General features: G+C 53.2%; 26 protein-coding genes. 11 read left to right on the forward strand and 15 right to left on the reverse strand.

Going from position 1 to position 23,526, the window contains the following annotated elements; genetic code table 11:
- Window positions 1-2: 2 nt before the first annotated feature.
- Window positions 3-494, reverse strand: coding sequence for a YajQ family cyclic di-GMP-binding protein (locus tag OGV80_RS19975; RefSeq protein WP_003831002.1), 492 nt, complete (start codon window positions 492-494; stop codon window positions 3-5).
- Between the two features lie 174 nt (window positions 495-668).
- Here OGV80_RS19975 and panE point away from each other — a divergent pair, with 174 nt between their 5' ends.
- Genes panE through OGV80_RS19990 form a run of 3 tightly spaced genes read left to right on the forward strand, consistent with a single transcriptional unit; the run spans window position 669 to window position 3,218 of the window.
- Complete coding sequence (gene panE, locus OGV80_RS19980; RefSeq protein WP_043015394.1) at window positions 669-1,580, forward strand: 2-dehydropantoate 2-reductase; 912 nt, start codon at window positions 669-671, stop codon at window positions 1,578-1,580.
- The gene (yajL, locus tag OGV80_RS19985) at window positions 1,543-2,133 is read left to right on the forward strand and encodes a protein deglycase YajL (RefSeq protein WP_043015393.1); all 591 of its coding nucleotides are present in this window, start codon (window positions 1,543-1,545) and stop codon (window positions 2,131-2,133) included. Before panE ends, yajL begins: the two co-directional genes overlap by 38 nt.
- A 32-nt stretch (window positions 2,134-2,165) precedes the next feature.
- Window positions 2,166-3,218: a hypothetical protein gene (locus OGV80_RS19990; RefSeq protein ID WP_087053082.1), complete on the forward strand. Its 1,053-nt coding sequence runs from the start codon at window positions 2,166-2,168 to the stop codon at window positions 3,216-3,218.
- Window positions 3,219-3,283: 65 nt separating this feature from the next.
- Here the strand turns inward: OGV80_RS19990 and thiI are convergent, their stop codons facing one another.
- On the reverse strand, window positions 3,284-4,732 hold the full coding sequence (gene thiI, locus OGV80_RS19995) for a tRNA uracil 4-sulfurtransferase ThiI (protein WP_003021587.1): 1,449 nt from the start codon (window positions 4,730-4,732) through the stop codon (window positions 3,284-3,286).
- Window positions 4,733-4,940: 208 nt separating this feature from the next.
- On the opposite strand from thiI, the gene xseB reads away from it, so the two are divergent.
- Genes xseB through yajO form a run of 4 tightly spaced genes read left to right on the forward strand, consistent with a single transcriptional unit; the run spans window position 4,941 to window position 9,001 of the window.
- Window positions 4,941-5,183, forward strand: coding sequence for an exodeoxyribonuclease VII small subunit (xseB, locus tag OGV80_RS20000; protein ID WP_087053084.1), 243 nt, complete (start codon window positions 4,941-4,943; stop codon window positions 5,181-5,183).
- A complete protein-coding gene (ispA, locus tag OGV80_RS20005; RefSeq protein ID WP_043015390.1) occupies window positions 5,184-6,083 on the forward strand; it encodes a (2E,6E)-farnesyl diphosphate synthase in 900 nt (299 codons plus the stop codon).
- A gap of 24 nt (window positions 6,084-6,107) precedes the next feature.
- Complete coding sequence (dxs, locus tag OGV80_RS20010; RefSeq protein ID WP_100194039.1) at window positions 6,108-7,970, forward strand: 1-deoxy-D-xylulose-5-phosphate synthase; 1,863 nt, start codon at window positions 6,108-6,110, stop codon at window positions 7,968-7,970.
- Window positions 7,971-8,026: 56 nt separating this feature from the next.
- The gene (gene yajO / locus OGV80_RS20015) at window positions 8,027-9,001 is read left to right on the forward strand and encodes a 1-deoxyxylulose-5-phosphate synthase YajO (RefSeq protein ID WP_043015388.1); all 975 of its coding nucleotides are present in this window, start codon (window positions 8,027-8,029) and stop codon (window positions 8,999-9,001) included.
- A 57-nt stretch (window positions 9,002-9,058) separates the two neighbouring features.
- On the opposite strand, the gene pgpA is transcribed toward yajO, so the two are convergent.
- The 6 genes from pgpA to nrdR form a co-directional block, all read right to left on the reverse strand.
- On the reverse strand, window positions 9,059-9,577 hold the full coding sequence (gene pgpA / locus OGV80_RS20020) for a phosphatidylglycerophosphatase A (protein ID WP_003021578.1): 519 nt from the start codon (window positions 9,575-9,577) through the stop codon (window positions 9,059-9,061).
- A complete protein-coding gene (thiL, locus tag OGV80_RS20025; protein ID WP_043015387.1) occupies window positions 9,555-10,532 on the reverse strand; it encodes a thiamine-phosphate kinase in 978 nt (325 codons plus the stop codon). Before thiL ends, pgpA begins: the two co-directional genes overlap by 23 nt.
- Before the next feature lie 77 nt (window positions 10,533-10,609).
- A complete protein-coding gene (gene nusB / locus OGV80_RS20030; protein WP_000801129.1) occupies window positions 10,610-11,029 on the reverse strand; it encodes a transcription antitermination factor NusB in 420 nt (139 codons plus the stop codon).
- A 19-nt stretch (window positions 11,030-11,048) separates the two neighbouring features.
- Window positions 11,049-11,519, reverse strand: a complete 471-nt coding sequence (gene ribH, locus OGV80_RS20035) for a 6,7-dimethyl-8-ribityllumazine synthase (RefSeq protein ID WP_003021575.1) — start codon at window positions 11,517-11,519, stop codon at window positions 11,049-11,051.
- A gap of 90 nt (window positions 11,520-11,609) precedes the next feature.
- Window positions 11,610-12,713, reverse strand: coding sequence for a bifunctional diaminohydroxyphosphoribosylaminopyrimidine deaminase/5-amino-6-(5-phosphoribosylamino)uracil reductase RibD (gene ribD, locus OGV80_RS20040; RefSeq protein ID WP_075145069.1), 1,104 nt, complete (start codon window positions 12,711-12,713; stop codon window positions 11,610-11,612).
- Between the two features lie 3 nt (window positions 12,714-12,716).
- Window positions 12,717-13,166, reverse strand: a complete 450-nt coding sequence (nrdR, locus tag OGV80_RS20045; RefSeq protein WP_016152032.1) for a transcriptional regulator NrdR — start codon at window positions 13,164-13,166, stop codon at window positions 12,717-12,719.
- Window positions 13,167-13,320: 154 nt separating this feature from the next.
- On the opposite strand from nrdR, the gene OGV80_RS20050 reads away from it, so the two are divergent.
- The gene (locus tag OGV80_RS20050) at window positions 13,321-13,860 is read left to right on the forward strand and encodes a SadB/YajI family lipoprotein (protein ID WP_043015384.1); all 540 of its coding nucleotides are present in this window, start codon (window positions 13,321-13,323) and stop codon (window positions 13,858-13,860) included.
- 422 nt (window positions 13,861-14,282) lie between these two features.
- Window positions 14,283-15,146: a nucleoside-specific channel-forming protein Tsx gene (locus tag OGV80_RS20055; protein WP_003021561.1), complete on the forward strand. Its 864-nt coding sequence runs from the start codon at window positions 14,283-14,285 to the stop codon at window positions 15,144-15,146.
- A gap of 45 nt (window positions 15,147-15,191) precedes the next feature.
- Here the strand turns inward: OGV80_RS20055 and OGV80_RS20060 are convergent, their stop codons facing one another.
- The 7 genes from OGV80_RS20060 to queA all read right to left on the reverse strand — a co-directional run bounded on the left by OGV80_RS20060 (window position 15,192) and on the right by queA (window position 22,054).
- A complete protein-coding gene (locus tag OGV80_RS20060) occupies window positions 15,192-15,884 on the reverse strand; it encodes a helix-turn-helix transcriptional regulator (RefSeq protein WP_087053085.1) in 693 nt (230 codons plus the stop codon).
- Window positions 15,885-15,907: 23 nt separating this feature from the next.
- On the reverse strand, window positions 15,908-16,273 hold the full coding sequence (locus tag OGV80_RS20065; RefSeq protein ID WP_005125129.1) for a VOC family protein: 366 nt from the start codon (window positions 16,271-16,273) through the stop codon (window positions 15,908-15,910).
- 168 nt (window positions 16,274-16,441) lie between these two features.
- Window positions 16,442-17,413, reverse strand: coding sequence for a protein translocase subunit SecF (secF, locus tag OGV80_RS20070; protein WP_003021550.1), 972 nt, complete (start codon window positions 17,411-17,413; stop codon window positions 16,442-16,444).
- A gap of 10 nt (window positions 17,414-17,423) precedes the next feature.
- A complete protein-coding gene (gene secD, locus OGV80_RS20075; protein WP_003021547.1) occupies window positions 17,424-19,271 on the reverse strand; it encodes a protein translocase subunit SecD in 1,848 nt (615 codons plus the stop codon).
- A gap of 27 nt (window positions 19,272-19,298) precedes the next feature.
- Window positions 19,299-19,631, reverse strand: a complete 333-nt coding sequence (yajC, locus tag OGV80_RS20080; protein ID WP_043015381.1) for a preprotein translocase subunit YajC — start codon at window positions 19,629-19,631, stop codon at window positions 19,299-19,301.
- Window positions 19,632-19,653: 22 nt separating this feature from the next.
- The gene (tgt, locus tag OGV80_RS20085) at window positions 19,654-20,781 is read right to left on the reverse strand and encodes a tRNA guanosine(34) transglycosylase Tgt (RefSeq protein ID WP_003021535.1); all 1,128 of its coding nucleotides are present in this window, start codon (window positions 20,779-20,781) and stop codon (window positions 19,654-19,656) included.
- A gap of 208 nt (window positions 20,782-20,989) precedes the next feature.
- Complete coding sequence (gene queA / locus OGV80_RS20090) at window positions 20,990-22,054, reverse strand: tRNA preQ1(34) S-adenosylmethionine ribosyltransferase-isomerase QueA (protein WP_043015380.1); 1,065 nt, start codon at window positions 22,052-22,054, stop codon at window positions 20,990-20,992.
- Between the two features lie 90 nt (window positions 22,055-22,144).
- On the opposite strand from queA, the gene acpH reads away from it, so the two are divergent.
- Window positions 22,145-22,726, forward strand: a complete 582-nt coding sequence (acpH, locus tag OGV80_RS20095; RefSeq protein ID WP_043015379.1) for an ACP phosphodiesterase — start codon at window positions 22,145-22,147, stop codon at window positions 22,724-22,726.
- Window positions 22,727-22,894: 168 nt separating this feature from the next.
- A complete protein-coding gene (locus OGV80_RS20100; RefSeq protein WP_003021524.1) occupies window positions 22,895-23,497 on the forward strand; it encodes a peroxiredoxin in 603 nt (200 codons plus the stop codon).
- Window positions 23,498-23,526 lie beyond the last annotated feature (29 nt).

Genomic DNA, 23,526 nt, shown 5'->3' on the forward strand with positions numbered 1-23,526 from the left:
ACTTAATCGCGGAAGTTCTTAAACTGGAATGGCTGGCCGAGATCGCCACCGCGAACCAGCGCCATAACGGATTGCAGATCGTCACGCGCCTTACCGGTCACACGAATTTCTTCGCCCTGAATCTGCGCCTGCACCTTCAGTTTGCTGTCTTTAATCAGCTTAACGATTTTCTTTTGCACCGCGCTTTCAATGCCCTGCTTCAGCTTAGCTTCCACAAACCAGGTTTTACCGCTGTGCACGAAGGTTTCTGGTACGTCCAGCGACGTGCCTTCAATACCGCGCTTCAACAGCTTGGCACGTAAAATATCCAGCAACTGGTTGACCTGAAAATCAGACTCGCTCAGCACCTTAATCGTCTTATTTGACTCATTCAGCTCAAAAGTCGCTTCAACGCCACGAAAATCAAAGCGTGATTCCACTTCACGGCTGGCGTTATCTACCGCGTTACGGGCTTCCTGAAGATCAACTTCAGAAACAATATCGAAAGATGGCATCTTTTCCTCTCCCTTCATTTTTGATGCGAAGCATAATACCTGCAAAGTTACACAACAGACAGCGCTATACTAGGCTGTATCCTTTAATTGTACGTGGTACTGACACCTGCGAACAATAATGGGGTACGGCCGATATGGATTAACACCTGGTGCTGTTGCAGGTGAGGAGGAAGAATGAAAATTACCGTACTGGGATGTGGAGCGTTAGGACAGCTTTGGCTAACCGCGCTGTGCAAACATGGACATGAAGTTCAGGGGTGGCTACGCGTACCGCAACCCTATTGCAGCGTTAACCTGATCGACACGGATGGGTCAGTTTTTAATGAATCCCTGACGGCAAACGACCCCGATTTTTTGGCGAAAAGCGACCTGCTGCTGGTCACCCTGAAAGCCTGGCAGGTTTCTGATGCGGTAAAAGGCCTGGCCGCAATACTGCCTGAAACCACTCCCATTCTGCTGATTCACAACGGTATGGGGACGATTGAAGAACTGCATAACATTAAGCAACCTCTGCTGATGGGCACCACCACCCACGCGGCACGCCGTGACGGGAACGTCATCATTCATGTCGCTCAGGGTACTACAAGGATTGGTCCGGCGCGTGAACAAGACGGTGATTTCAGCTATCTGGCTGAAGTCCTGCAAGAAGTGCTGCCGGACGTCGCCTGGCACAACACTATCCGCGCCGAGCTATGGCGCAAGCTGGCAGTAAACTGCGTTATTAATCCGCTGACCGCATTATGGGATTGCCCAAACGGCGAGTTACGCCATCATCCAGAAAAAATAGCACTCATCTGCGAGGAAGTAGCAGCGGTCATTGAACGCGAAGGCCACCACACATCAGCGGATGATTTACGCTATTATGTCGAGCAAGTAATTGACAGTACTGCGGAAAATATCTCATCGATGCTGCAAGACATTCGTGCGCTGCGCCATACTGAGATCGATTACATTACCGGCTATTTGTTAAAACGCGCCCGCGCGCACGGCATCGCCGTCCCGGAAAATGCCCGCCTGTTTGAAATGGTTAAGAGAAAGGAAAGTGAGTATGAGCGCTCAAGCACTGGTATGTCTCGCCCCTGGTAGTGAAGAAACCGAAGCGGTCACCACTATCGATCTGCTGGTTCGCGGCGGGATTAAGGTCACGACCGCAAGCGTCGCCAGCGATGGCGGCCTGGCTATTGTGTGTTCACGCGGAGTGAAGCTGCTGGCGGATGCGCCATTAGTGGAAGTTGCTGACGGCGATTTCGATATCATCGTGCTGCCGGGCGGAATTAAAGGCGCCGAGTGTTTTCGCGACAGCCCTCTGCTGGTCGAAACCGTGAAACAGTTTCATCGCTCCGGGCGCATTGTCGCAGCAATTTGCGCCGCTGCCGCCACAGTCCTCGTCCCACACGATATTTTCCCCATCGGAAATATGACGGGCTTCCCGGCGCTGAAAGACAAGATCCCCGCTGACCAGTGGCAGGACAAGCGCGTCGTATGGGATCCGCGCGTTAATCTGTTAACCAGCCAGGGACCGGGAACCTCAATCGATTTCGGTTTAAAAATCATTGATCTGCTGGTGAGTCGCGAAAAAGCTCACGAGGTGGCGTCACAGCTGGTGATGGCCGCGGGAATTTATAACTACTACGAGTAAACTTTCAGGCCACTCACATACAAGGAATTATAATGAAAGGATATCTGAGCACAGTGGCTTTACTGCTCTTTTCTGGTTACGCCTGTGCAACACAGCTTGAAATAAAAAACCTTGAGTATCGCTATCCCGCAAGCACTGAGATGCAGTATCGCGTGCCGTGGTTTACTTCAAAGGAAAGCCCACAGGTTGCAAAACGCATTAACGATTATATTTTCGCCAGCTTTATCAATCAGCTACCGGGAAATAATCCGCAAACGACAGTGAATCAGTTTGCAAATTCAGAGATGAACCCTACCGCAAACCTTGACTATACGATTGAGTATCGCGATGCCAATGTCCTGACCCTGAATATGTTTGTCGAAGGCTGCGGAGCGTATTGCGAGTCATACAATGTGCCGATCAGCTTCGATTTGGCCAGCGGCGCGGCAATTACCCTTAACGATCTTTTTTCCCGCTCCACGATGGCCGAATTAAACACCCGCATCAGAAAGGATATCCGCAGCCAAATTGATACCTTTGTTACGGCACAGAAGGACGGTGGAGATCCTGGCTATGCCGAATTCTACGCCTCATGCGCAACCTACATTGACGGGTTGTACTACATCGACAGATTCTCCCTGCAAAAAGATCATCTGGCTTTCCTGAACGGACGCTGTAGCAACCATGCCAACCGCGCGGGTGACGAGCTGGGCGATTTCACCACGAAAATCCCTACCGGTGAACTGCATAAACAGTTCACGCCATACGGCCAGTATCTGACTGGTGCAAAGAGTACAACACCGGTTGAGCCCACTCCCGGCATTGACGGCAAGGTCATGTACGGCACGTTGGGAAAAAGCATGCGTATTGTGCTGAAGGTGGACTGCAAATACGGTGATTTTTTTGAAGGGGCTTACTTTTACCAGAAATTTGGCGCACCGATTGAATTAACCGGTAAGTGCGACACAGCCGACAATCGACATTATGAACTGAAGACGTCTGCCGCTGAACAATCGGAAGAGAAGATAACGCTGGAGTTAAAAGACGGTGTCTATCAGGGCGTCTGGGAATCGAACGGAAAGACACTACCCGTGCGTTTTGAATAATATCGTTATATTGCCGGATGGCGGCGTAACCGCCTTATCCGGCTTACAACACGGTGTTTAGTCAATTACGGGCGGTACACCTTCACGTTTTCAAAGCCCTGCTCGCGCAGATACAGCGCCTGCAGGCGGCTCATCACCCCGCGTTCACACCACAGCAGCCAGGTTTTACTCTGGTCCAAATCGCCGAATTTAGTGCTCAGTTTGTAGAACGGCAGAGAAACGACGTCCACACCGTCAACTTTCAGCGGTTTGTCATCCTGTTCATCCACCGAACGGATATCCAGAATCACATCGTTCGGGCCGAAGCCGCTCACGGTTTCAACTTCCACCACGGTCTGCTGTGTCTGCTGAGCGATATCGCGAATATCGATATTGTTGGCTTCTTCAACCACCTTATCGAGGATAGAGAAATCGAAGTTTTCTTCTTCAGCCTCAATCTTCGCTTTAACCGCTTTCACCGTCGGGCTTTTTGAAATCACACCACAGTATTCCGGCATGGTACGGGCAAAGTCCTCGGTACCAATTTCACGCGCCAGATTGATGATGTGCTCTTTATCATGGGAGATAAGCGGGCGCAGGATCAGGGTGTCAGATACGTTATCGATCAGGCGCAGGTTGGTCAGCGTCTGGCTGGACACCTGACCCAGTGCTTCACCGGTGACCAACGCCTGTACGCCGTAGCGCTCAGCGACTTTCGACGCCGCGCGTACCATCATGCGTTTGAGGACCACGCCCATCTGGCCGTCGTCGACTTTCTCCAGGATCTCGCCAACCACCGGCTCAAAGTTGATTGCAACAAAACGCACGCGATGCGAGCTGCCAAAGCGATTCCACAGATAATGCGCCACCTGGCGAACGCCGATTTCATGCGCTGCGCCGCCGAGGTTGAAGAAGCAATAGTGTACGCGGCAGCCGCGACGCATCAGCATGTAGCTGGACACGCCGGAGTCGAAACCACCGGAGATCAGCGACAGTACGTCTTCCTGCGTACCAATCGGGAAACCGCCAATACCTTCATAGCGGCCTTTAACCAGCAGCAGACGGTCGTTTTCGATTTCAAGATTAACCGTCACGTCCGGCTTCGTCAGCTTCACGCGTGCGGATTCAATATGCTGGTTCAACCCGCCGCCAACATAGCGTTCCACCTCAATGGAGCTAAACTCATGCTTACCGCGACGCTTAACGCGTACACAGAAGGTTTTACCTTCCAGTTGATCGCGATACTGCACCAGCGCTTTCTCGAAAATATCGTGCATATCGGTAAACGGCACGTCTTCTACTTCGAGAATATGGTGGATCCCCGGAATACGGGTTAACGCGTCGCGTATATCCAGGCGCTGGCTTTCATCTTTAGCGCGAACCTCAACGTGATCCCAGTGACGGACAACGGCAAGGTCTTCATCATAATGCTTTAAAACGTTACGAATGTTCCCTGTCAGAATTTTTATAAAGCGCAAACGCACAGATTGGCTTTTGATGGTGATTTCTGGGAACAATTTAATGATAAACTTCATGGCGGCAATGGTTCTTTGGCAAGTCTGAACGACTTGTAATGGAAAAAAATACAGCAGCCCATACCCTGCGGCTGCATCCAGGCGCGCAAGTATACCACTATCATGGTCATCCTGTGCACATCGCCTTACCATTGCGCGTTATTTGCTTATCAGTACGAGTCCGTTACCATAGTCTTGTGCTGCCAATACAGAGAGTCAGACATTCATTATGCCGAAGAAAAATGAAGCGCCAGCCAGTTTTGAAACAGCGCTGAGCGAGCTGGAACAGATTGTTACCCACCTGGAAAGCGGCGACCTGCCGCTGGAAGAAGCGCTGAACGAATTCGAACGTGGCGTACAGTTGGCGCGTCAGGGACAGGTTAAATTGCAACAGGCTGAACAGCGCGTACAAATCCTGCTGTCAGATACTGAAGACGCCGCCCTTACGCCTTTCACACCGGATAATGAGTAAATGGATTTTACGCAGCAGCTACAGGCATGCGTTGAGCAGGCCAACCAGGCACTGAGCCGTTTTATTGCGCCATTGCCCTTTCAGAACACTCCCGTGGTCGAAACCATGCAATATGGCGCATTATTAGGCGGTAAGCGTCTGCGCCCGTTCCTGGTGTATGCGACCGGTCAGATGTTTGGCGTCAGCCTGAGTACGCTTGATGCTCCCGCTGCCGCCGTCGAGTGCATTCATGCCTATTCGCTAATGCATGATGATTTACCCGCGATGGACGACGATGACCTGCGCCGCGGTCTGCCGACCTGCCACGTAAAATTTGGCGAGGCAAACGCGATCCTGGCCGGAGATGCGCTGCAAACGCTGGCGTTCTCTATTATCAGCGATGCCCCGATGCCGGAAGTGTCCGATCGTGACCGCATCGCGATGATCTCTGAACTGGCCCGGGCCAGCGGTATTGCCGGTATGTGCGGCGGTCAGGCGCTGGATCTGGAAGCTGAAGGTCATCAGGTTGAGCTGGATGCACTGGAGCGTATTCACCGCCATAAAACCGGGGCACTGATTCGCGCCGCCGTACGTCTGGGAGCATTAAGCGCAGGCGATAAAGGGCGAGAATGCCTGGCAATACTCGACAAATACGCAGAAAGCATCGGTCTGGCCTTCCAGGTTCAGGATGACATCCTGGATGTGGTAGGCGATACTGCAACATTGGGTAAACGTCAGGGTGCTGACCAGCAGCTTGGCAAAAGTACCTATCCTGCACTTCTGGGTCTTGAGCAAGCCCAGAACAAAGCCCGGGATTTAATTGAGGATGCCCGCGAGTCGCTAAGTTTGCTGGCCGCACAGTCACTCGATACCTCGGCACTGGAAGCGCTAGCGGACTATATAATCCAGCGTGATAAATAAACCAACATATCCCATGAGCTTGCGATGAGTTTTGATATAGCCAAATACCCGACCCTGGCGCTGGTCGACTCCACCCAGGAGTTACGCCTGCTGCCAAAAGAGAGTCTGCCAAAGCTTTGCGACGAACTGCGCCGCTATTTGCTCGACAGCGTAAGCCGTTCCAGCGGGCACTTCGCCTCTGGTCTGGGCACGGTGGAACTCACCGTCGCGCTGCACTATGTCTACAACACCCCGTTTGACCAGTTAATCTGGGATGTGGGACATCAGGCTTACCCGCACAAAATTCTGACCGGCCGCCGCGATAAAATCGGCACCATTCGTCAGAAAGGCGGTTTGCATCCGTTCCCGTGGCGCGGTGAGAGCGAGTATGACGTACTGAGCGTTGGGCACTCCTCAACGTCCATCAGCGCCGGTATTGGTATTGCGGTTGCCGCCGAGAAAGAAGGCAAAGATCGTCGTACCGTTTGTGTGATTGGCGACGGCGCTATCACCGCCGGGATGGCGTTTGAAGCGATGAACCACGCGGGTGATATTAAGCCCGACATGCTGGTTATCCTCAACGACAACGAAATGTCGATTTCAGAGAACGTCGGCGCGCTGAACAACCACCTGGCGCAACTGCTCTCTGGCAAACTCTACTCCTCGCTGCGCGAAGGCGGGAAAAAAGTGTTCTCCGGCGTGCCGCCGATTAAAGAGCTGCTCAAGCGTACCGAAGAACACATCAAAGGCATGGTTGTGCCGGGTACGCTGTTTGAAGAGCTGGGCTTTAACTATATTGGTCCGGTAGACGGTCACGACGTGCTGGGGCTTATCACTACGCTGAAGAACATGCGCGACCTTAAAGGTCCGCAGTTCCTGCACATCATGACCAAAAAAGGTCGTGGTTACGAGCCTGCGGAAAAAGATCCGATTACCTTCCACGCGGTACCAAAATTCGATCCGTCCAGCGGATGCCTGCCGAAAAGCAGCGGCGGTCTGCCGAGCTATTCAAAAATCTTCGGTGACTGGCTGTGCGAAACCGCAGCGAAAGACAATAAGCTGATGGCGATCACCCCGGCGATGCGTGAAGGCTCCGGTATGGTGGAGTTCTCACGTAAGTTCCCGGACCGCTACTTCGATGTGGCGATTGCCGAGCAGCACGCGGTGACGTTTGCTGCCGGTCTGGCGATTGGCGGCTATAAGCCGGTCGTGGCTATTTACTCTACCTTCCTGCAACGCGCCTACGATCAGGTGCTGCATGATGTCGCCATTCAGAAACTGCCGGTCCTGTTCGCCGTTGACCGGGCTGGTATTGTTGGCGCAGATGGGCAAACCCACCAGGGGGCGTTCGATCTCTCCTTCCTGCGCTGCATCCCGGAAATGGTCATTATGACCCCGAGCGATGAGAACGAATGTCGCCAGATGCTGTTCACCGGCTATCACTACAACGACGGCCCAACGGTTGTACGCTACCCACGCGGTAACGCGGTGGGCGTTGAGCTAACGCCGCTGGAGCAACTGCCAATTGGGAAAGGCATCGTGAAGCGTCACGGGGAGAAAGTGGCAATACTGAGCTTCGGTACCCTAATGCCGGAAGCCGCGCAGGTCGCAGAGTCGCTGAACGCCACGCTGGTTGATATGCGCTTTGTCAAACCGCTGGATGAAACGTTGATTCTGGAAATGGCAGCCCAACACGAGGTGCTGGTCACCCTCGAAGAGAACGCCATTATGGGCGGCGCTGGCAGCGGCGTAAACGAAGTGCTGATGGCCCATCGCAAACCCGTTCCGGTGCTGAACATTGGCCTGCCTGACTTCTTCATCCCGCAGGGGACTCAGGACGAGGCTCGCGCCGATCTGGGTCTTGATGCCGCCGGCATTGAGGCCAAAATCAAGGCCTGGCTGGCATAATCCTCTCTCCGCTCCTGCTATGCTTAACTCATCACGAGCTAAGCAGGAGTGGATTGATGAAATACAACACCTTAGGAAAAACCGACCTTCGGGTCTCCCGCCTTTGCCTGGGTTGCATGACGTTTGGCGAGCCCAATCGCGGCAATCATGCCTGGACGCTACCTGAAGAAAGTAGCCGCCCGATAATCAAACACGCTCTTGAAGGCGGCATTAACTTTTTCGATACCGCCAACAGCTACTCCGCTGGCAGCAGCGAAGAGATTGTCGGCCGCGCGCTGCGTGATTTCGCCCGCCGCGAAGATGTCGTGGTGGCGACCAAGGTTTTTCACCAGGTGGATGATTTAGCGGAAGGTTTATCCCGCGCACAAATCCTGCGCTCAATCGACGACAGCCTCAGACGCCTGGGTATGGACTATGTGGACATCCTGCAAATTCACCGCTGGGATTACAACACGCCGATCGAAGAAACGCTGGAAGCCCTTAACGACGTAGTGAAAGCCGGTAAAGCGCGCTATATCGGCGCCTCATCCATGCACGCTTCACAGTTTGCTCAGGCGCTGGCCTTACAGAAGCAACACGGCTGGGCGCAGTTCGTCAGCATGCAGGATCACTACAACCTGATCTACCGCGAAGAAGAACGCGAAATGCTGCCGCTTTGCTATCAGGAGGGTGTGGCAGTGATCCCATGGAGTCCGCTGGCGCGTGGTCGCCTGACGCGCCCCTGGGGAGAAACGACCGCCCGTCTGGTTTCCGATGAGGTCGGTAAAAATTTGTACAGCGAGAGCGATGAAAACGACGCGCAAATCGCCGAACGGCTGACCGGCGTCAGTGAGGAACTGGGCGTAACCCGTGCGCAGGTCGCGCTGGCCTGGCTGCTGAGCAAACCGGGTGTGGCAGCGCCGATTATCGGCACATCGCGCGAGGAACAGCTGGATGAGTTGCTCAATGCAGTGGATTTAACGCTGAAGCCGGAGCAGATTGCCGAGCTGGAAACGCCGTACAAACAGCATCCGGTGGTGGGATTTAAATAAGCGCGATTGTAGATTGTAGGCCGGATAAGGCATTTACGCCGCCATCCGGCAAACCCGTTAAATGATACCTACCGGCCAGTGATGGCCAATAAAGTACAGTATCCCGGCGGACAGTATCCCGGCCACGATATCGTCGATCATAATTCCCGTACCGCCATGTACGTTGCGATCGAACCAACGAATCGGCCACGGCTTCCACATATCCAGAATACGGAAAATCACAAATCCGGCGGCAACCCACTGCCAGTCGTTGGTCGGCAGCGCCATCAGGGTTATCCACATCCCGACAAACTCGTCCCAGACAATGCTACCGTGATCGTGCACGCCCATATCTTTCGCCGTTTGATGGCACAGATAAACGCCGATACAGATAGATAACATCACCACCAGTGAATACAGCTGCCACGGCAGAAACGTCATTAAATACCAAAAAGGGATCGCCGCCAGCGATCCCATGGTGCCAGGAACAATTGGGCTCAGCCCGCTGCCAAAACCGGTGGCTAACAGATGCCACGGATTGCGCATACTCAGGCGGCTTTTGGCGACATCTTTTTTAAGGCGCGGCAAAATGGTCATATCCTTTCCAGTCGAACGTGACGGATTTTCCATCGCGCGTAAAGTGAATACCTTCCACGTCCGCGCTCATCTGTCCTATGCAGGTAAACGTTGCGCCGAGATTTCCCAGCGCTACGTCCAGCGCGCCACGATTAATTTCCGGTACGGTAAAGCATAACTCATAATCTTCACCACCCGAGAGTGCCCAGCGCAGGGCCTGTTCCGGCTCCACGTGCCGGGCAAACGCCGCGGAGTAAGGCAGCGCATCAACGTTAACCCGTGCGCCGCAGCCGCTGGCATTAACGATATGCCCCAGATCGGAAATCAGACCGTCAGAGATATCGATAGCCGCACTGGCCAGATCGCGCAGGGCTTGTCCCTGCAAAATACGCGGCGTGGGACGCAAATGGCGTTTCAGCAGATAGTCTGCGTCTTTTACCTCTGCAACCTGCAAGCGATCCTGCAAAATCGCCAGCCCGGCAGCGCTGTCACCCGGCGTGCCGGTCACATAAATCCAGTCACCCGGTTTCGCACCGGAGCGTTTTAAGGCACGCCCAACGGGAACGTAGCCATGAATACCCAACGTCATCGACAGCGGTCCACGCGTGGTATCACCGCCAATCAGCTGCATATCGTAGTAATTAAGGAGTTCAAACAGGCCATCGCTGAAAGCTTCAAGCCAGGCTTCATCGACGTCAGGTAACGTGAGCGCCAGCGTCAGCCACGCAGGATCGGCTCCCATCGCCGCCAGATCGCTCAAATTCACCGCCAGAGCTTTCCAGGCCAGATCGGTAGGATCAATGTCAGGGAGGAAGTGGTTGCCAGCCACCAGCGTATCGGTACTGATCGCCAGCGTCTGTTTTTCAGGGATGTTCAGAAGTGCGCAGTCGTCACCAATACCGGTTTCGACATCAAGACGAGACGTTCTTACGCGGTCAAAATAACGGGCAATCAGGGAAAACTCGCCGCATGCCATACGTTATGCCTCAGCAGAAAAAAAAGAAAAAGCCGGGGACAGCGGAAACAGGTTCCACCATCCAGCCGGCCTCGGGATTACTTTTTGTTGGGGCGAATCACAGGTGCTGCTTTATCCAGTACGCCGTTCACGAACTTGTGGCTGTCTTCAGCGCCGAAGGTTTTCGCCAGTTCAATCGCTTCGTTGATGGCCACTTTGTACGGCACATCACTACGTTTAGACAGTTCAAACAGCGCAATACGCAGCACGGCTTTTTCTACCTGACCCAGCTCTTCCAACAGACGAGACAGGTAAGGCTTCATTAATCCATCCAGGTACGCGCTGTTAGTCGCCACCCCGGACAGCAGTTCACGGAAATACAGAACGTCAACATCTTTCACGTCCTGTTCCGCCAGGAACTGGTATTCAACATCAGCGATGTCGTTCTGGGACAACTGCCAGGAGTAGAGCGCCTGGACGGCACACTCACGGGCGCGGCGACGAGCAGCAGGTTTCACGGATTTCCCCTTACAAAAATCAGGCCTTGATGGCTTTCAATACATTAATCATTTCAAGCGCAGTCAGTGCAGCTTCTGCGCCTTTGTTGCCGGCTTTAGTGCCAGCACGTTCGATGGCTTGTTCAATACTTTCGGTGGTCAGAACACCGAAGGCTACCGGAATGCCACTGTCCTGAGCGACATGCGCCAGGCCATTGCTTGCACCGCCAGCCACATATTCGAAGTGCGCAGTACCGCCACGGATCACCGTACCGAGCGCAATCACCGCGTCGTATTTACCGGTTTTCGCCAGCGCGTCAGCCGCCAGCGGCAGCTCATATGCGCCTGGAACCCAAACGACGGTAATGTTTTCATCTTTTACCTGGCCAATACGTTTCAGGGCGTCAATCGCACCTTCCAGCAGGCTGTCATTGATAAAGTTGTTGAAACGCGCAATGGTGATGGCGACGCGAGCGTCCGGGGTAGCAACGTTAGCTTCAATAATGTTCATATTCTTCCTTCGGGTTCGATTTATGGCCCCGTAAGGGGGGCGGATTTTATCATAATATTCTGTGCGCTGCTTGCTCTAATTCAGAAAGCCTCACGCAGTGGTTAAATGCAGGCAAACGTCCGGGCCCACCTGGCGTATCTCGTTGAATTTGAAATGGGGCGCGTCGGCCAGTTTCTCAAGCCCTGGCAGCACACATAATCCTCGCGCATCACTGCCTAACAGTTTAGGCGCAACATACACGATTAGCTCATCAACCAAACCGGCCTGTAATAACGCGCCCGCAAGCGTAGGGCCAGCTTCAACCCAAATGCTGTTAATTTGCTGTTTGCCCAGCTGCATCATCAGCACCACCAGATCCAGATGCCCGTTATGTTCCGGCACCTTCAGGCTGCGTACCGCCTCCGGCCAGCTACGAGAATCGTCTTCAGTCCGGACAATCCAGGTTTCTCCTGGCTGTTGCACAATACGATGCTCCGGCGTGACCTGATTCTGGCTATCAAGAACAATGCGGATTGGCTGGCGCAGATTTTCCTGCGGGTAACTCGCCTGGGTTGACTCCCCAAGCTCCGACCAACGCACGGTAAGCAGAGGATCGTCGGCCAGCACCGTCGCGCTGCTGGTTAAGATGGCATGGCTTTGCGCCCGCAGACGTTGCACATCGCGGCGCGCCTGCGGCGAGGTTATCCATTGGCTTTCACCACTGGCCATCGCCGTACGCCCATCAAGCGACGCGCCAAGCTTAAGCTGCAGATACGGGAATCCGGTACGCATGCGCTTGAGAAAACCTTTATTAAGCTGCTCAACCTCGCTCATCATCAGCCCGTGGCTGACATCGATACCCGCCTGCTGCAAACGGTAGAGGCCACGACCTGCTACCTGTGGATTGGGATCCTGCATCGCCGCAACCACACGCGTCACACCCGCGGCAATCAACGCATCGCAGCATGGCGGCGTACGACCATGATGGCTGCAGGGTTCAAGCGTGACATAGGCGGTTGCCCCTTGCGCTTTTTCTCCAGCCATCCGCAGGGCATGGACTTCAGCATGCGGTTCGCCCGCGCGGTGATGATATCCTTCACCGACGATCTCCCCATCTTTCACAATCACGCAGCCCACATTGGGATTGGGATGCGTGGTAAAACGTCCGCGCGCAGCAAGCTTCAGCGCGCGCGCCATGTACAATTCATCCTGCATGGCTTAGTCCTGTAGGCGAGCAATCTCTTCGCCAAATTCTTTGATATCTTCGAAGCTCCGATAAACCGAGGCGAAGCGAATATAGGCGACTTTATCGAGTTTTTTCAACTGCTCCATCACCAGGTTGCCGATCATCTTGCTCGGCACCTCACGCTCGCCAGTTGCACGCAGTTGTGATTTGATATGGTTCAACGCCATTTCGACGTCATCAGAGCTGACCGGGCGTTTCTCAAGCGCTCTGAGCATGCCGCTGCGCAGCTTATCTTCATTAAAGGGTTCACGCACATCGTTGCTTTTCACAACGCGCGGCATAACAAGTTCAGCCACTTCAAAAGTGGTGAAACGTTCATTACAGACCAGACACTGCCGACGGCGGCGTACTGAGGAGCCCTCGCCTACAAGACGAGAGTCAATTACCTTAGTGTCTACGGCGAAACAGAATGGGCAATGCATACGGCGTCCTGTACCTCAGTGGTTAACAGAAATCTATTTTACCCTGAACTGGCGTGACAACAAAGGCGCAGCGCTTTTGAGACAAAGGATCGATGCCTTCGTGCTCAGTGCGCACTACCATTATGCTATCGCGACAATGAAGGAAGTAATCACAATGACAAGACGTTACCTAAGAATTGTCCTGGTGGGAAGTCTCTTTAGTCTTAGCGCCTGCGCACAGCAAAGCGAAGTACGTCAGATGCATCAAAGCGTTAGCACGTTGAACAAAGAGATGACGCAGCTCAATCAGGAAACGGTAAAAATTACACAACAGAATATGTTGAATGCAAAATCAACCAGCGGCGTCTATCTGTTGCCGGGTTCCAAAACGCCTGCCCGACTGGACAGCCAGATTGGCACACTACGTATGTCGCTAATCAATATTGCGCCAAACGCCGACGGCACACGTCTGACGCTGCGGATTCAGGGTGAATCCAACACACCTTTACCCGCCTTTAGCGCCACCGTCGAGTACGGACAAATTCAGGGCACCACAGATAACTATCAGGAAGTGAACGTTCAGAATCAATTGGTCACTGCCCCCGCGAGTATCCTTGCACCCAGCGACGTCGATATTCCGCTGCAGTTAAATGGCCTTTCTGCGGACCAGTTAGGGTTTGTGCGCATCCACGACATCCAGCCTGTTAACCAATAAACTTTTTTGCGGGACGTTTTGTGCGTTCCGCAACATCACTTCGCCTTATTTTGTTACTCCCCTGACATAACCAATATTTCTGTTAAAACTTGGCAACATTCATGGGAGCCAGTACAATTCGCCGCCTAAAGTACGCAAACGTGAACGCAATCGATTACGCGAATGATAGAACTGTGAAACAAGACATATTTTTGTGAACAATGATTTTTATAATAGGCTCCGAAGAAACACGAAATATTTCTACACAAAATCATGCAAGATGCATCGAGGCGGCAACTGCGTGAATCCCTGGAGCTTACATCAGTAAGTAACAGGGGTGAGCAAAGGCAGCCAACAAAGAGGCGTCTTGAAGGATGAAGTGTATAGAAACGCAAATTGCGCATTTTTCTATCCCGAAAGGGATTTCAAACAGTGGCATACATATGAAAAAAACATTACTTGCAGCCGGTGCAGTGCTGGCGCTCTCCTCGTCTTTCACTGCCAATGCAGCAGAAAATGACAAACCGCAATATCTGTCCGACTGGTGGCACCAGAGCGTCAACGTGGTGGGCAGCTACCACACCCGTTTCTCCCCGAAACTGAACAACGATGTGTATCTGGAATACGAAGCGTTTGCTAAAAAAGACTGGTTTGACTTCTATGGCTACATCGATATTCCGAAAACCTTCGACTGGGGTAACGGCAACGACAAAGGCATCTGGTCTGATGGTTCTCCACTGTTTATGGAAATCGAACCGCGTTTCTCCATTGACAAACTGACCGGTGCTGACCTGAGCTTTGGCCCGTTCAAAGAATGGTATTTCGCCAACAACTACATCTACGATATGGGTGACAACAAAGCCAGCCGCCAGAGCACCTGGTATATGGGTCTGGGTACCGATATCGATACCGGTCTGCCGATGGGTCTTTCCCTGAACGTGTATGCTAAATACCAGTGGCAGAACTATGGCGCATCCAACGAAAACGAGTGGGATGGCTACCGTTTCAAAGTGAAATACTTTGTGCCGATCACCCAGGTTTGGGGCGGTCAGTTGACCTACATCGGCTTCACCAACTTCGACTGGGGCTCAGATTTGGGTGATGATCCGAACCGCACCAGCAACTCTATCGCTTCCAGCCACGTTCTGGCGCTGAACTACGATCACTGGCACTACTCCGTAGTCGCGCGTTACTTCCATAACGGTGGTCAGTGGAAAGGTGGAGATACTCTGAACTGGGGCGAAGGCGACTTCAGCGCGAAATCTACCGGTTGGGGTGGTTACCTGGTCGTAGGTTACAACTTCTAATCCAGACAATGTTTCGCAGACAAGCCAGCTTAACCGCTGGCTTTTTTATGGCTGGTCTTCACAGCGTACTTTACGTAAAAAGTCACTTAGCGAGCGATCCGCCGATTCGCGAAAATGCCTGTCGAGCGGCGTGATCTTCAGACATCGATCAACGCGAAAGCAGCGATAATCGTCACGCTTCTCGCACCAGGCAACCAGCAGCCAGTGCTCGCCCCAGAAAAATAAGCCCAACGGTTGAACGTCGCGCCAGGAGAGGTTCCCGGACTCATCGCGATAATGCAGCGCCAGCGCCTGCTGCGCCGAAACCGCGCGATGTATGAGATCGAACGCACTGCGTGAATGCGGCTGATTACCAAAATCTGGCGCGAAAATCCGCGTTTGCTCGGCTCTGCGCCGACTCTCTGGCGGCAATATCGCCAGCACTTTTTCCTGCGCGGATTCCAGCGCCTGTGAGAGTGAATCTCCGCCCCATGTTTTCAGCAACCGAATCGCTACCATCAATGCTTCTGATTCGTGATGCGTTAACATCAACGGCGGCAGATCAAACCCGGCCATCAAGCGGTATCCGCTGCCCACTTCTCCTTCAATGGGCACGCCGGATAAAGAGAGATCGCGGATATCGCGATAAATCGTCCGTTCAGAAACTTCAAGGCGTTCTGCCAGCAGCGCCGCCGTTGTCACTCGCCTGCCACGCAGGATTTGTACAATCTGAAACAAGCGGTCGGCGCGTCTGCTCATGTTAATCCTCAGTCCTGAAAGTATTACGCGGGTTGATGTAAACCAACACGATTGCCTTCACTGTCAGTAAATAGCGCAATCGTACCAATGTCCTGCCCCAATTCGAGTGGGCCAAACACGCATTGACCGCCAGCAGTGGCGACGCGTTCAAGCGTGGCAGCCAAATCGTCCGTATGCAGATAAATAATAGCGCCCTGCGCTGAAGGCGTAATACCGTCAAATTTAGCCAGCGCCCCGCCGGGCGCGGGATCCTGATACGGGAATACGGCAAGCTCGGCGCAATCCATATTCTCCCGACGCAACGAAACCTGCATCACTGGCTCATAAAAAGCGATGGCGCGATCCATTTGTGCCACGGGGATTTCAAACCAGTTAATTACGTTCTTCATACTTCCTCCTGCCTGTGTGGGTAATCTCAGAAGGACTATAAGACAGGGCTACTGACAGCATACTGTCAGTAGTGTGTCGAGAGAAAAAGATAATGGTTTGCTGCTAAATCGCAGGCAAAAAAAATCCCGACCTTGCGATCGGGATTCCAGTATCTTCACTCTTAATGGTTAAGGCAGAATCGACGGTTGATCCGCCCCTTCTTTCTCGACCTTCTGCTGCAGCATGTGTTCACGCTTCATACCCAGCTTCAGCGCCAGCGCCGATGCCACGTAGATAGAAGATGCGGTACCGATGGAAACACCGATCAGCATCGTCAGCGAGAAGCCTTCCAGTACCGGACCACCGAACAGGAACAGCATCAGAATAACCATCAACGTCGTACCGGACGTAATCAACGTACGGTGCAGCGTCTGAGTCAATGACACGTTAAAGATTTCGTAAGGCGTACCGCGACGAATTTTGCGGAAGTTTTCACGAATACGGTCAGATACTACGATACTGTCGTTCAGCGAGTAACCGATTACCGACATCAGCGATGCGACGATAGTCAGATCAATCTCGATATGGAACAACGACAGGATCCCAAGTGTGATAATCACGTCGTGCGCCAGCGCGATAACTACCCCAGCCGCCAGTCGCCATTCAAAGCGAAAACCGACGTACACCAGGATGGAGATCAGCGCCGCCATCAGCGCCATCGCACCGGTTTGCGCCAGGTCTGCACCCACGCTCGGCCCCACGAATTCAATTCGTTTCACCGCGGCGTTTTGGTTGGTGGATTCGTTAATCACACTCAACACTTTGCTGCCCAGCACCTGACCGCCGTCTGCGCCTTCAGTTGGCGGCATACGTACCATAATGTCGTGGCTGCTGCCGAAGTTCTGCAGAAGCGGATCAACAAAGCCCGCTTTCTCCAGCGCATCGCGCATCACGTCCATATCGGCCGGTTTTTCCAGCGTGATTTCAATAACCGTACCACCGGTGAAATCGAGACCCCAGTTAAACCCGCGTACGCCCATCACCACGATGGCCGCAATCAGCAGGAAACCTGAAATGCCGAAAGCCCAGTAGTCCCAGCGCATAAAGTCCCAGACTTTACGGCCGTGGTTCAATTGTTCAACAGTATATTCCTGTGCCACTTCGCACTCCTCAGATTGACAGCTTTTTGACGCGCTTGCCGCCATACAACAGGTTTACGATGGCACGTGTACCGACAATCGCGGTAAACATCGACGTCGCCACACCAATACCGGTAGTAATCGCGAACCCTTTAATTGCCCCGGTGCCAACTGCGTACAGGATGATGACCTTGATCAGCGTCGTAATGTTCGCATCAAAGATGGAGCTAAATGCGCCCGCATAACCTTCATTGATCGCCTGCTGCACCGAACGCCCGTTACTCAACTCTTCTTTGATACGTTCGTTGATCAGTACGTTCGCATCGACCGCGACGGCAAGGGTTAAGACGATCCCCGCAATCCCCGGCATACTCAGCGTAGCACCCGGCAGCAACGACATAATACCGACAATCAGCACCAGGTTAGCAATCAGCGCACTGGTCGCAATCAGACCGAACTTCTTATAGAAGAAGATCATGAACAGGATAGACACCACCAGACCGGCCAGACATGCTTCCAGACCCTGTTTAATGTTCTGCATACCCAGGGTTGGGCCGATGGTACGTTCTTCAACAATCTGAATCGGCGCAATCAACGCACCGGCACGTAACAGCAGAGAAAGCTGACGCGCTTCGTTCGGGTTGTTGATACCGGTGATACGGAAGCTGTTGCCCAGGCGAGACTGAATGTTGGCGATGTTAATCACCTCTTCCTGTTTCACCAGCACTGCGCGACCGTTAGCATCTTTCTTACCGCTGTCTTTGTACTCCACGAACAGGGTCGCCATCGGCTTACCGATGTTGTCCTTAGTGAAGTTGGACATGATGTTACCACCCGCGCTATCCAGCGAGATGTTAACCTGCGGCTGATTGTATTCGTCCTGGCTGGAAGTAGAGTCGGTGATATGGTCACCGGTCAGAATCACGCGTTTGTACAGCACAACCGGCTGGCCTTCACGAGACTGTTTCACTTCCGAATCACCCGGAACACGACCCGATGCCGCAGCGGACTGGTCAACGTTGGTGTTTACCAGACGGAACTCCAGCGTCGCGGTTGCGCCCAGAATTTCTTTCGCACGCGCGGTATCCTGAATACCCGGCAGTTCGACCACAATGCGGTCAGCACCCTGGCGTTGTACCACCGGCTCAGCAACACCCAGTTGGTTAACACGATTACGCAGAATGTTGATGTTCTGCTGTACCGCGTACTCACGGGCTTCGCTCAGGCGCGCATCGGTCATTACCGCACGCAGAGCATTGCTGCCCTGGCTGGAAATAACCAGATCCTGGTGACGCTTGCTCAGGTAAGAGATAGCTTCATCACGGGCGCTGCTATCACGGAAGGTGATGCTCAGACCGTAGTTATCTTCTTTACGAACGGTAGTATAAGGAATGCCTTTTTCACGCAGATCGCTGCGCAGACTATCGATATTTTGTTCCTGCAACTTACTCAGCGCGGTGTCCATATCCACTTCCATCAGGAAGTGAACGCCGCCACGCAGGTCAAGACCGAGTTTCATCGGTTCTGCGTGAATGGCTGCCAGCCAGCGCGGGGTTGCCGGAGCAAGGTTAAGCGCCACGACATACTGATCGCCCAGTACGCCCATTAACACTTCACGTGCGCGCAGTTGGGTATCAGTGGAGTCGAAGCGCGCGAGAATAGCACCCTCTTCCAGAGCCACAGACTTAGGTGTGATTTTATCTTCTTGTAACGTTTTCTGGACCTGGATCAGCGTTTGCTCACTGGCGGCGGCACCGCGCACGCCAGTGATTTGAACAGCCGGATCCTCACCATACAGGTTGGGAAGCGCATAGAGCAGACCGACGACAATAACGACGATCAGCATGACATACTTCCACAAAGGATAACGGTTTAACACGGCAGTTCCCTTTGGGAAAACAATAAATTACAGCGCCTTCATGGTGCCTTTCGGCAGAACGGCAGCTACGAAATCACGTTTAATAACCACTTCAGTGGTGTCGTTCAGCGCGATAGCGATGTAGCCAGATTCTGCTACTTTGGTCACGCGACCCACCAGACCACCGTTAGTCAGCACTTCATCGCCTTTCGCAATGGAGCTCATCAGATTTTTATGTTCTTTGGTACGCTTTTGCTGCGGGCGCAGGATCATGAAGTAGAAAATCAGACCAAACACCACCAGCATCAGAATCAGAGACATCGGGCTGCCCTGCGCCGGAGCACCTGTTGCCGCTACCGCATCAGAAATAAAAAAGCTCATTCAAATTCCCTCATTATTAAAATTAATCAACGTTCACAGGTGGAACTGGTCTACCCTGACGTTGGTAAAAATCGGTCACGAAGCTCTCTAATTTACCCTCTTCAATAGCCTTGCGTAAACCCGCCATCAAACGCTGGTAGTAGCGAAGGTTATGAATCGTGTTGAGACGCGCGCCCAATATTTCGTTGCAACGGTCGAGATGATGCAAGTAAGCGCGCGAATAATTGCGACAGGTGTAGCAATCACACTCAGCATCGAGCGGACTGGTGTCGCTTTTATGTTTCGCGTTACGAATTTTTACCACGCCGTCAGTCACAAACAAATGACCATTACGGGCATTTCGCGTTGGCATCACACAGTCAAACATATCGATACCGCGACGCACGCCTTCAACCAGATCTTCTGGTTTGCCGACGCCCATCAGGTAACGCGGTTTATCTGCCGGAATCTGTGGGCATACATGCTCCAGGATGCGGTGCATATCTTCCTTCGGCTCACCGACAGCCAAACCGCCGACAGCGTAGCCATCAAAGCCGATATCTACCAGACCTTTAACAGAGATATCACGTAAATCTTCGTAAACGCTGCCCTGAATGATGCCAAAAAGCGCATTTTTGTTGCCGAGACTATCAAAACGGTCGCGACTGCGCTTCGCCCAACGCAGAGACATCTCCATCGAGCGTTTAGCATAGTCCCAGTCGGCCGGATACGGTGTACATTCGTCGAAGATCATCACGATATCGGAACCGAGATCGTATTGAATCTCCATCGACTTCTCGGGATCGAGGAAAATCGGATCGCCGTTGATCGGGTTACGGAAATGCACGCCCTGCTCGGTTATCTTACGGATATCGCCCAGGCTGAACACCTGGAAGCCGCCGGAATCGGTGAGGATCGGCCCTTTCCACTGCATAAAATCGTGCAGATCGCCGTGCAGCTTCATGATTTCCTGACCCGGGCGCAGCCACAGGTGGAAGGTGTTGCCGAGGATGATCTGTGCGCCGGTCGCTTCAACTTCTTCCGGCGTCATGCCTTTTACGGTGCCGTAAGTACCGACCGGCATAAAAGCAGGCGTTTCTACTACGCCACGATCAAAAACCAGGCGGCCGCGACGCGCGCGACCGTCTGTGGTATCCAGTTCAAATTTCATTTTTTCTCCTGCATCAGAGAGACAGTCTGATGATTAAACTTTCCCCATGGATTCACTCCACGGAGTAAAAATATCTTAACCCACTGGCGAAGGCGCAATCGGCGCAGCCAGTTTGGGGGCGACCAGCGCACAGCCACCGGAGCGTACACGCAGTACGTGAGGATGGCGAGCACTGCCAGCCATCAAAATGGCAAGTGAGATAGCCTTCTCACGGTCGCTCAGAAATAGCCTGCGGATTGTACGTGATAAACATCGCATCACCGTAACTAAAAAAGCGATATTCCGCTTTTACCGCTTCATGATAGGCGTGCATGGTGTTTTTATAACCAGCAAACGCGGAAACCAGCATGATCAGCGTCGATTCCGGCAGGTGGAAGTTGGTTACCAGGGCATCAATCACCTGATATTTATAGCCTGGATAAATGAAAATTTGCGTATCGCCGAAGAATGGCTCGATAAGGTCGTTTTTGGCAGCCTGCGCTGCGCTTTCCAGTGAACGTACGGAGGTGGTGCCCACCGCAATCACGCGGTTGCCGCGCGCTTTCGCCGCCAGCACCGCGTCCACCACATCCTGCGGCACTTCCGCATATTCAGAGTGCATAATGTGGTCTTCAATGGTGTCTACGCGCACCGGCTGGAAAGTACCCGCGCCGACGTGCAGCGTGACGAACGCCATTTCAATACCTTTATCGCGCAGTTTAGCCAGCAGCGGATCGTCAAAGTGCAGACCCGCAGTCGGCGCGGCGACGGCACCCGGTTTTTCACTATACACGGTCTGGTACAGCTCGCGGTCGGCGTCTTCATCGGGACGGTCGATATACGGCGGCAACGGCATATGGCCGATGGCGTTGAGGATATCCAGCACGCTGCGTTCGTCGTTAAACTCAACTTCAAACAGCGCGTCATGGCGGGCGACCATCGTCGCGTTAATACTTTCGTCGTCGCCCAGCAGCAACTCAGCGCCCGGCTTCGGCGCTTTCGAAGCACGAATATGCGCCAGAATACGTTTGTCATCCAGCATACGCTCGACCAGTACTTCAATCTTGCCGCCGCTAGCTTTACGGCCAAACAAACGCGCAGGAATGACGCGAGTGTTGTTAAAGACCAGCAAATCTCCAGGGTTGAGCTTATCGAGCAAATCGGTGAAAGTACCGTGCGTCAGCGCGCCCGTCGGCCCGTCCAAAGACAGCAAGCGGCAGCTACTGCGCTCAGCTTGCGGATAGTGGGCAATCAGGGATTCGGGTAGTTCAAAGGTGAAATCGGTAACGCGCATGACACTGACTCAGACTAAAATAAGAGGCGGGTAGTCTAGTGCCGGGGCGTTCTCCCTGCAACCTTTACCCCTCTGGATAAACGTTTAACTATGAATTTTCTTGCACATTTGCATCTCGCTCATCTTGCCGACAGCTCGCTTTCCGGCAATCTGCTGGCCGATTTTGTCCGGGGTAATCCGGAAACGCACTATTCGCCTGACGTGGTGGAAGGCATCTTCATGCACCGTCGTATCGACGTGATGACCGATAACCTGCCGCAGGTGCGTGAAGCCAAAGAGTGGTTTCGTAGCGAAACGCGCCGCGTCGCACCGATTACGCTGGACGTTATGTGGGATCATTTTCTGTCGCGCCACTGGTCGGAAATCTCCCCTGACTTCCCGCTGACGGACTTTGTGCGCTATGCCCGTACCCAGGTAACCACTATTTTGCCGGAATCGCCGCCGCGCTTTATCAATCTGAACAACTATATATGGTCAGAGAAATGGCTTGAGCGCTACCGGGACATGGATTTTATCCAGAACGTCCTGAACGGCATGGCCAGCCGCCGCCCGCGACTCGATGCCCTGCGCGACTCATGGTATGACCTCGATACGCATTACGATGCGTTAGAAGAACGTTTCTGGCAATTTTATCCGCAAATGATGGACCAGGCGCGGCGTAAAACCCTTTGATTGCAGCCCGCATTCCCCGCCGGATAAGCCGTAGCCGCGATCCGGCAAAAGATTGATAGACAAAACCTGTCTCATTGATTGCCAACGCCTCTTTGTCTTATTCCCGAACACTCTCTATACTGGCCCGCGTTGCGTTCCAAAAACCCCTTAACATTGCAGGAGAATTATATGGTACTGGTAACTCGTCAGGCTCCGGATTTCACAGCAGCTGCGGTACTGGGTAGCGGTGAGATCGTTGAAAACTTCAACTTCAAACAGCATACCAACGGTAAAACTACCGTTCTGTTCTTCTGGCCGATGGACTTCACCTTCGTTTGCCCGTCTGAACTGATCGCATTCGACAAACGTTACGAAGAATTCCAGAAGCGCGGCGTTGAAGTTGTTGGCGTTTCCTTCGACTCTGAATTTGTCCACAACGCATGGCGTAACACCCCTGTCGACAAAGGCGGCATCGGTGCAGTGAAATACGCAATGGTTGCTGACATCAAACGCGAAATTCAGAAAGCCTACGGCATCGAGCACCCGGAAGCGGGCGTTGCTCTGCGCGGTTCTTTCCTGATCGACGCTAACGGCGTTGTTCGCCACCAGGTGGTTAACGATCTGCCGCTGGGCCGTAACATCGACGAAATGCTGCGCATGGTTGACGCGCTGCAGTTCCACGAAGAGCACGGCGACGTTTGCCCGGCACAGTGGGAAAAAGGTAAAGAAGGTATGAACGCGTCTCCGGACGGCGTGGCAAAATACCTGACCGAGAACGTTTCCAGCCTGTAATTGGCATGAATCGACAAAAGGCCCGCAAT

The sequence above is a fragment of the Citrobacter sp. Ce119 genome, from assembly GCF_030334525.1.
Taxonomy (GTDB): Bacteria; Pseudomonadota; Gammaproteobacteria; order Enterobacterales; family Enterobacteriaceae; genus Citrobacter; species Citrobacter europaeus.

Bases quoted from the DNA above. Each gene is read 5' to 3' on its own strand.
- queA (WP_043015380.1), bottom strand. From the start codon at position 22,054: ATGCGCGTTACCGATTTCACCTTTGAACTACCCGAATCCCTGATTGCC.
- OGV80_RS20100 (WP_003021524.1), top strand. From the start codon at position 22,895: ATGGTACTGGTAACTCGTCAGGCTCCGGATTTCACAGCAGCTGCGGTA.
- OGV80_RS19990 (WP_087053082.1), top strand. From the start codon at position 2,166: ATGAAAGGATATCTGAGCACAGTGGCTTTACTGCTCTTTTCTGGTTAC.
- tgt (WP_003021535.1), bottom strand. From the start codon at position 20,781: ATGAAATTTGAACTGGATACCACAGACGGTCGCGCGCGTCGCGGCCGC.
- ribH (WP_003021575.1), bottom strand. From the start codon at position 11,519: ATGAACATTATTGAAGCTAACGTTGCTACCCCGGACGCTCGCGTCGCC.
- yajO (WP_043015388.1), top strand. From the start codon at position 8,027: ATGAAATACAACACCTTAGGAAAAACCGACCTTCGGGTCTCCCGCCTT.
- thiI (WP_003021587.1), bottom strand. From the start codon at position 4,732: ATGAAGTTTATCATTAAATTGTTCCCAGAAATCACCATCAAAAGCCAA.
- acpH (WP_043015379.1), top strand. From the start codon at position 22,145: ATGAATTTTCTTGCACATTTGCATCTCGCTCATCTTGCCGACAGCTCG.
- ispA (WP_043015390.1), top strand. From the start codon at position 5,184: ATGGATTTTACGCAGCAGCTACAGGCATGCGTTGAGCAGGCCAACCAG.
- OGV80_RS20055 (WP_003021561.1), top strand. From the start codon at position 14,283: ATGAAAAAAACATTACTTGCAGCCGGTGCAGTGCTGGCGCTCTCCTCG.
- yajL (WP_043015393.1), top strand. From the start codon at position 1,543: ATGAGCGCTCAAGCACTGGTATGTCTCGCCCCTGGTAGTGAAGAAACC.
- yajC (WP_043015381.1), bottom strand. From the start codon at position 19,631: ATGAGCTTTTTTATTTCTGATGCGGTAGCGGCAACAGGTGCTCCGGCG.
- pgpA (WP_003021578.1), bottom strand. From the start codon at position 9,577: ATGACCATTTTGCCGCGCCTTAAAAAAGATGTCGCCAAAAGCCGCCTG.
- thiL (WP_043015387.1), bottom strand. From the start codon at position 10,532: ATGGCATGCGGCGAGTTTTCCCTGATTGCCCGTTATTTTGACCGCGTA.
- OGV80_RS20060 (WP_087053085.1), bottom strand. From the start codon at position 15,884: ATGAGCAGACGCGCCGACCGCTTGTTTCAGATTGTACAAATCCTGCGT.
- OGV80_RS20065 (WP_005125129.1), bottom strand. From the start codon at position 16,273: ATGAAGAACGTAATTAACTGGTTTGAAATCCCCGTGGCACAAATGGAT.
- OGV80_RS19975 (WP_003831002.1), bottom strand. From the start codon at position 494: ATGCCATCTTTCGATATTGTTTCTGAAGTTGATCTTCAGGAAGCCCGT.
- panE (WP_043015394.1), top strand. From the start codon at position 669: ATGAAAATTACCGTACTGGGATGTGGAGCGTTAGGACAGCTTTGGCTA.
- xseB (WP_087053084.1), top strand. From the start codon at position 4,941: ATGCCGAAGAAAAATGAAGCGCCAGCCAGTTTTGAAACAGCGCTGAGC.
- nrdR (WP_016152032.1), bottom strand. From the start codon at position 13,166: ATGCATTGCCCATTCTGTTTCGCCGTAGACACTAAGGTAATTGACTCT.
- OGV80_RS20050 (WP_043015384.1), top strand. From the start codon at position 13,321: ATGACAAGACGTTACCTAAGAATTGTCCTGGTGGGAAGTCTCTTTAGT.
- dxs (WP_100194039.1), top strand. From the start codon at position 6,108: ATGAGTTTTGATATAGCCAAATACCCGACCCTGGCGCTGGTCGACTCC.
- ribD (WP_075145069.1), bottom strand. From the start codon at position 12,713: ATGCAGGATGAATTGTACATGGCGCGCGCGCTGAAGCTTGCTGCGCGC.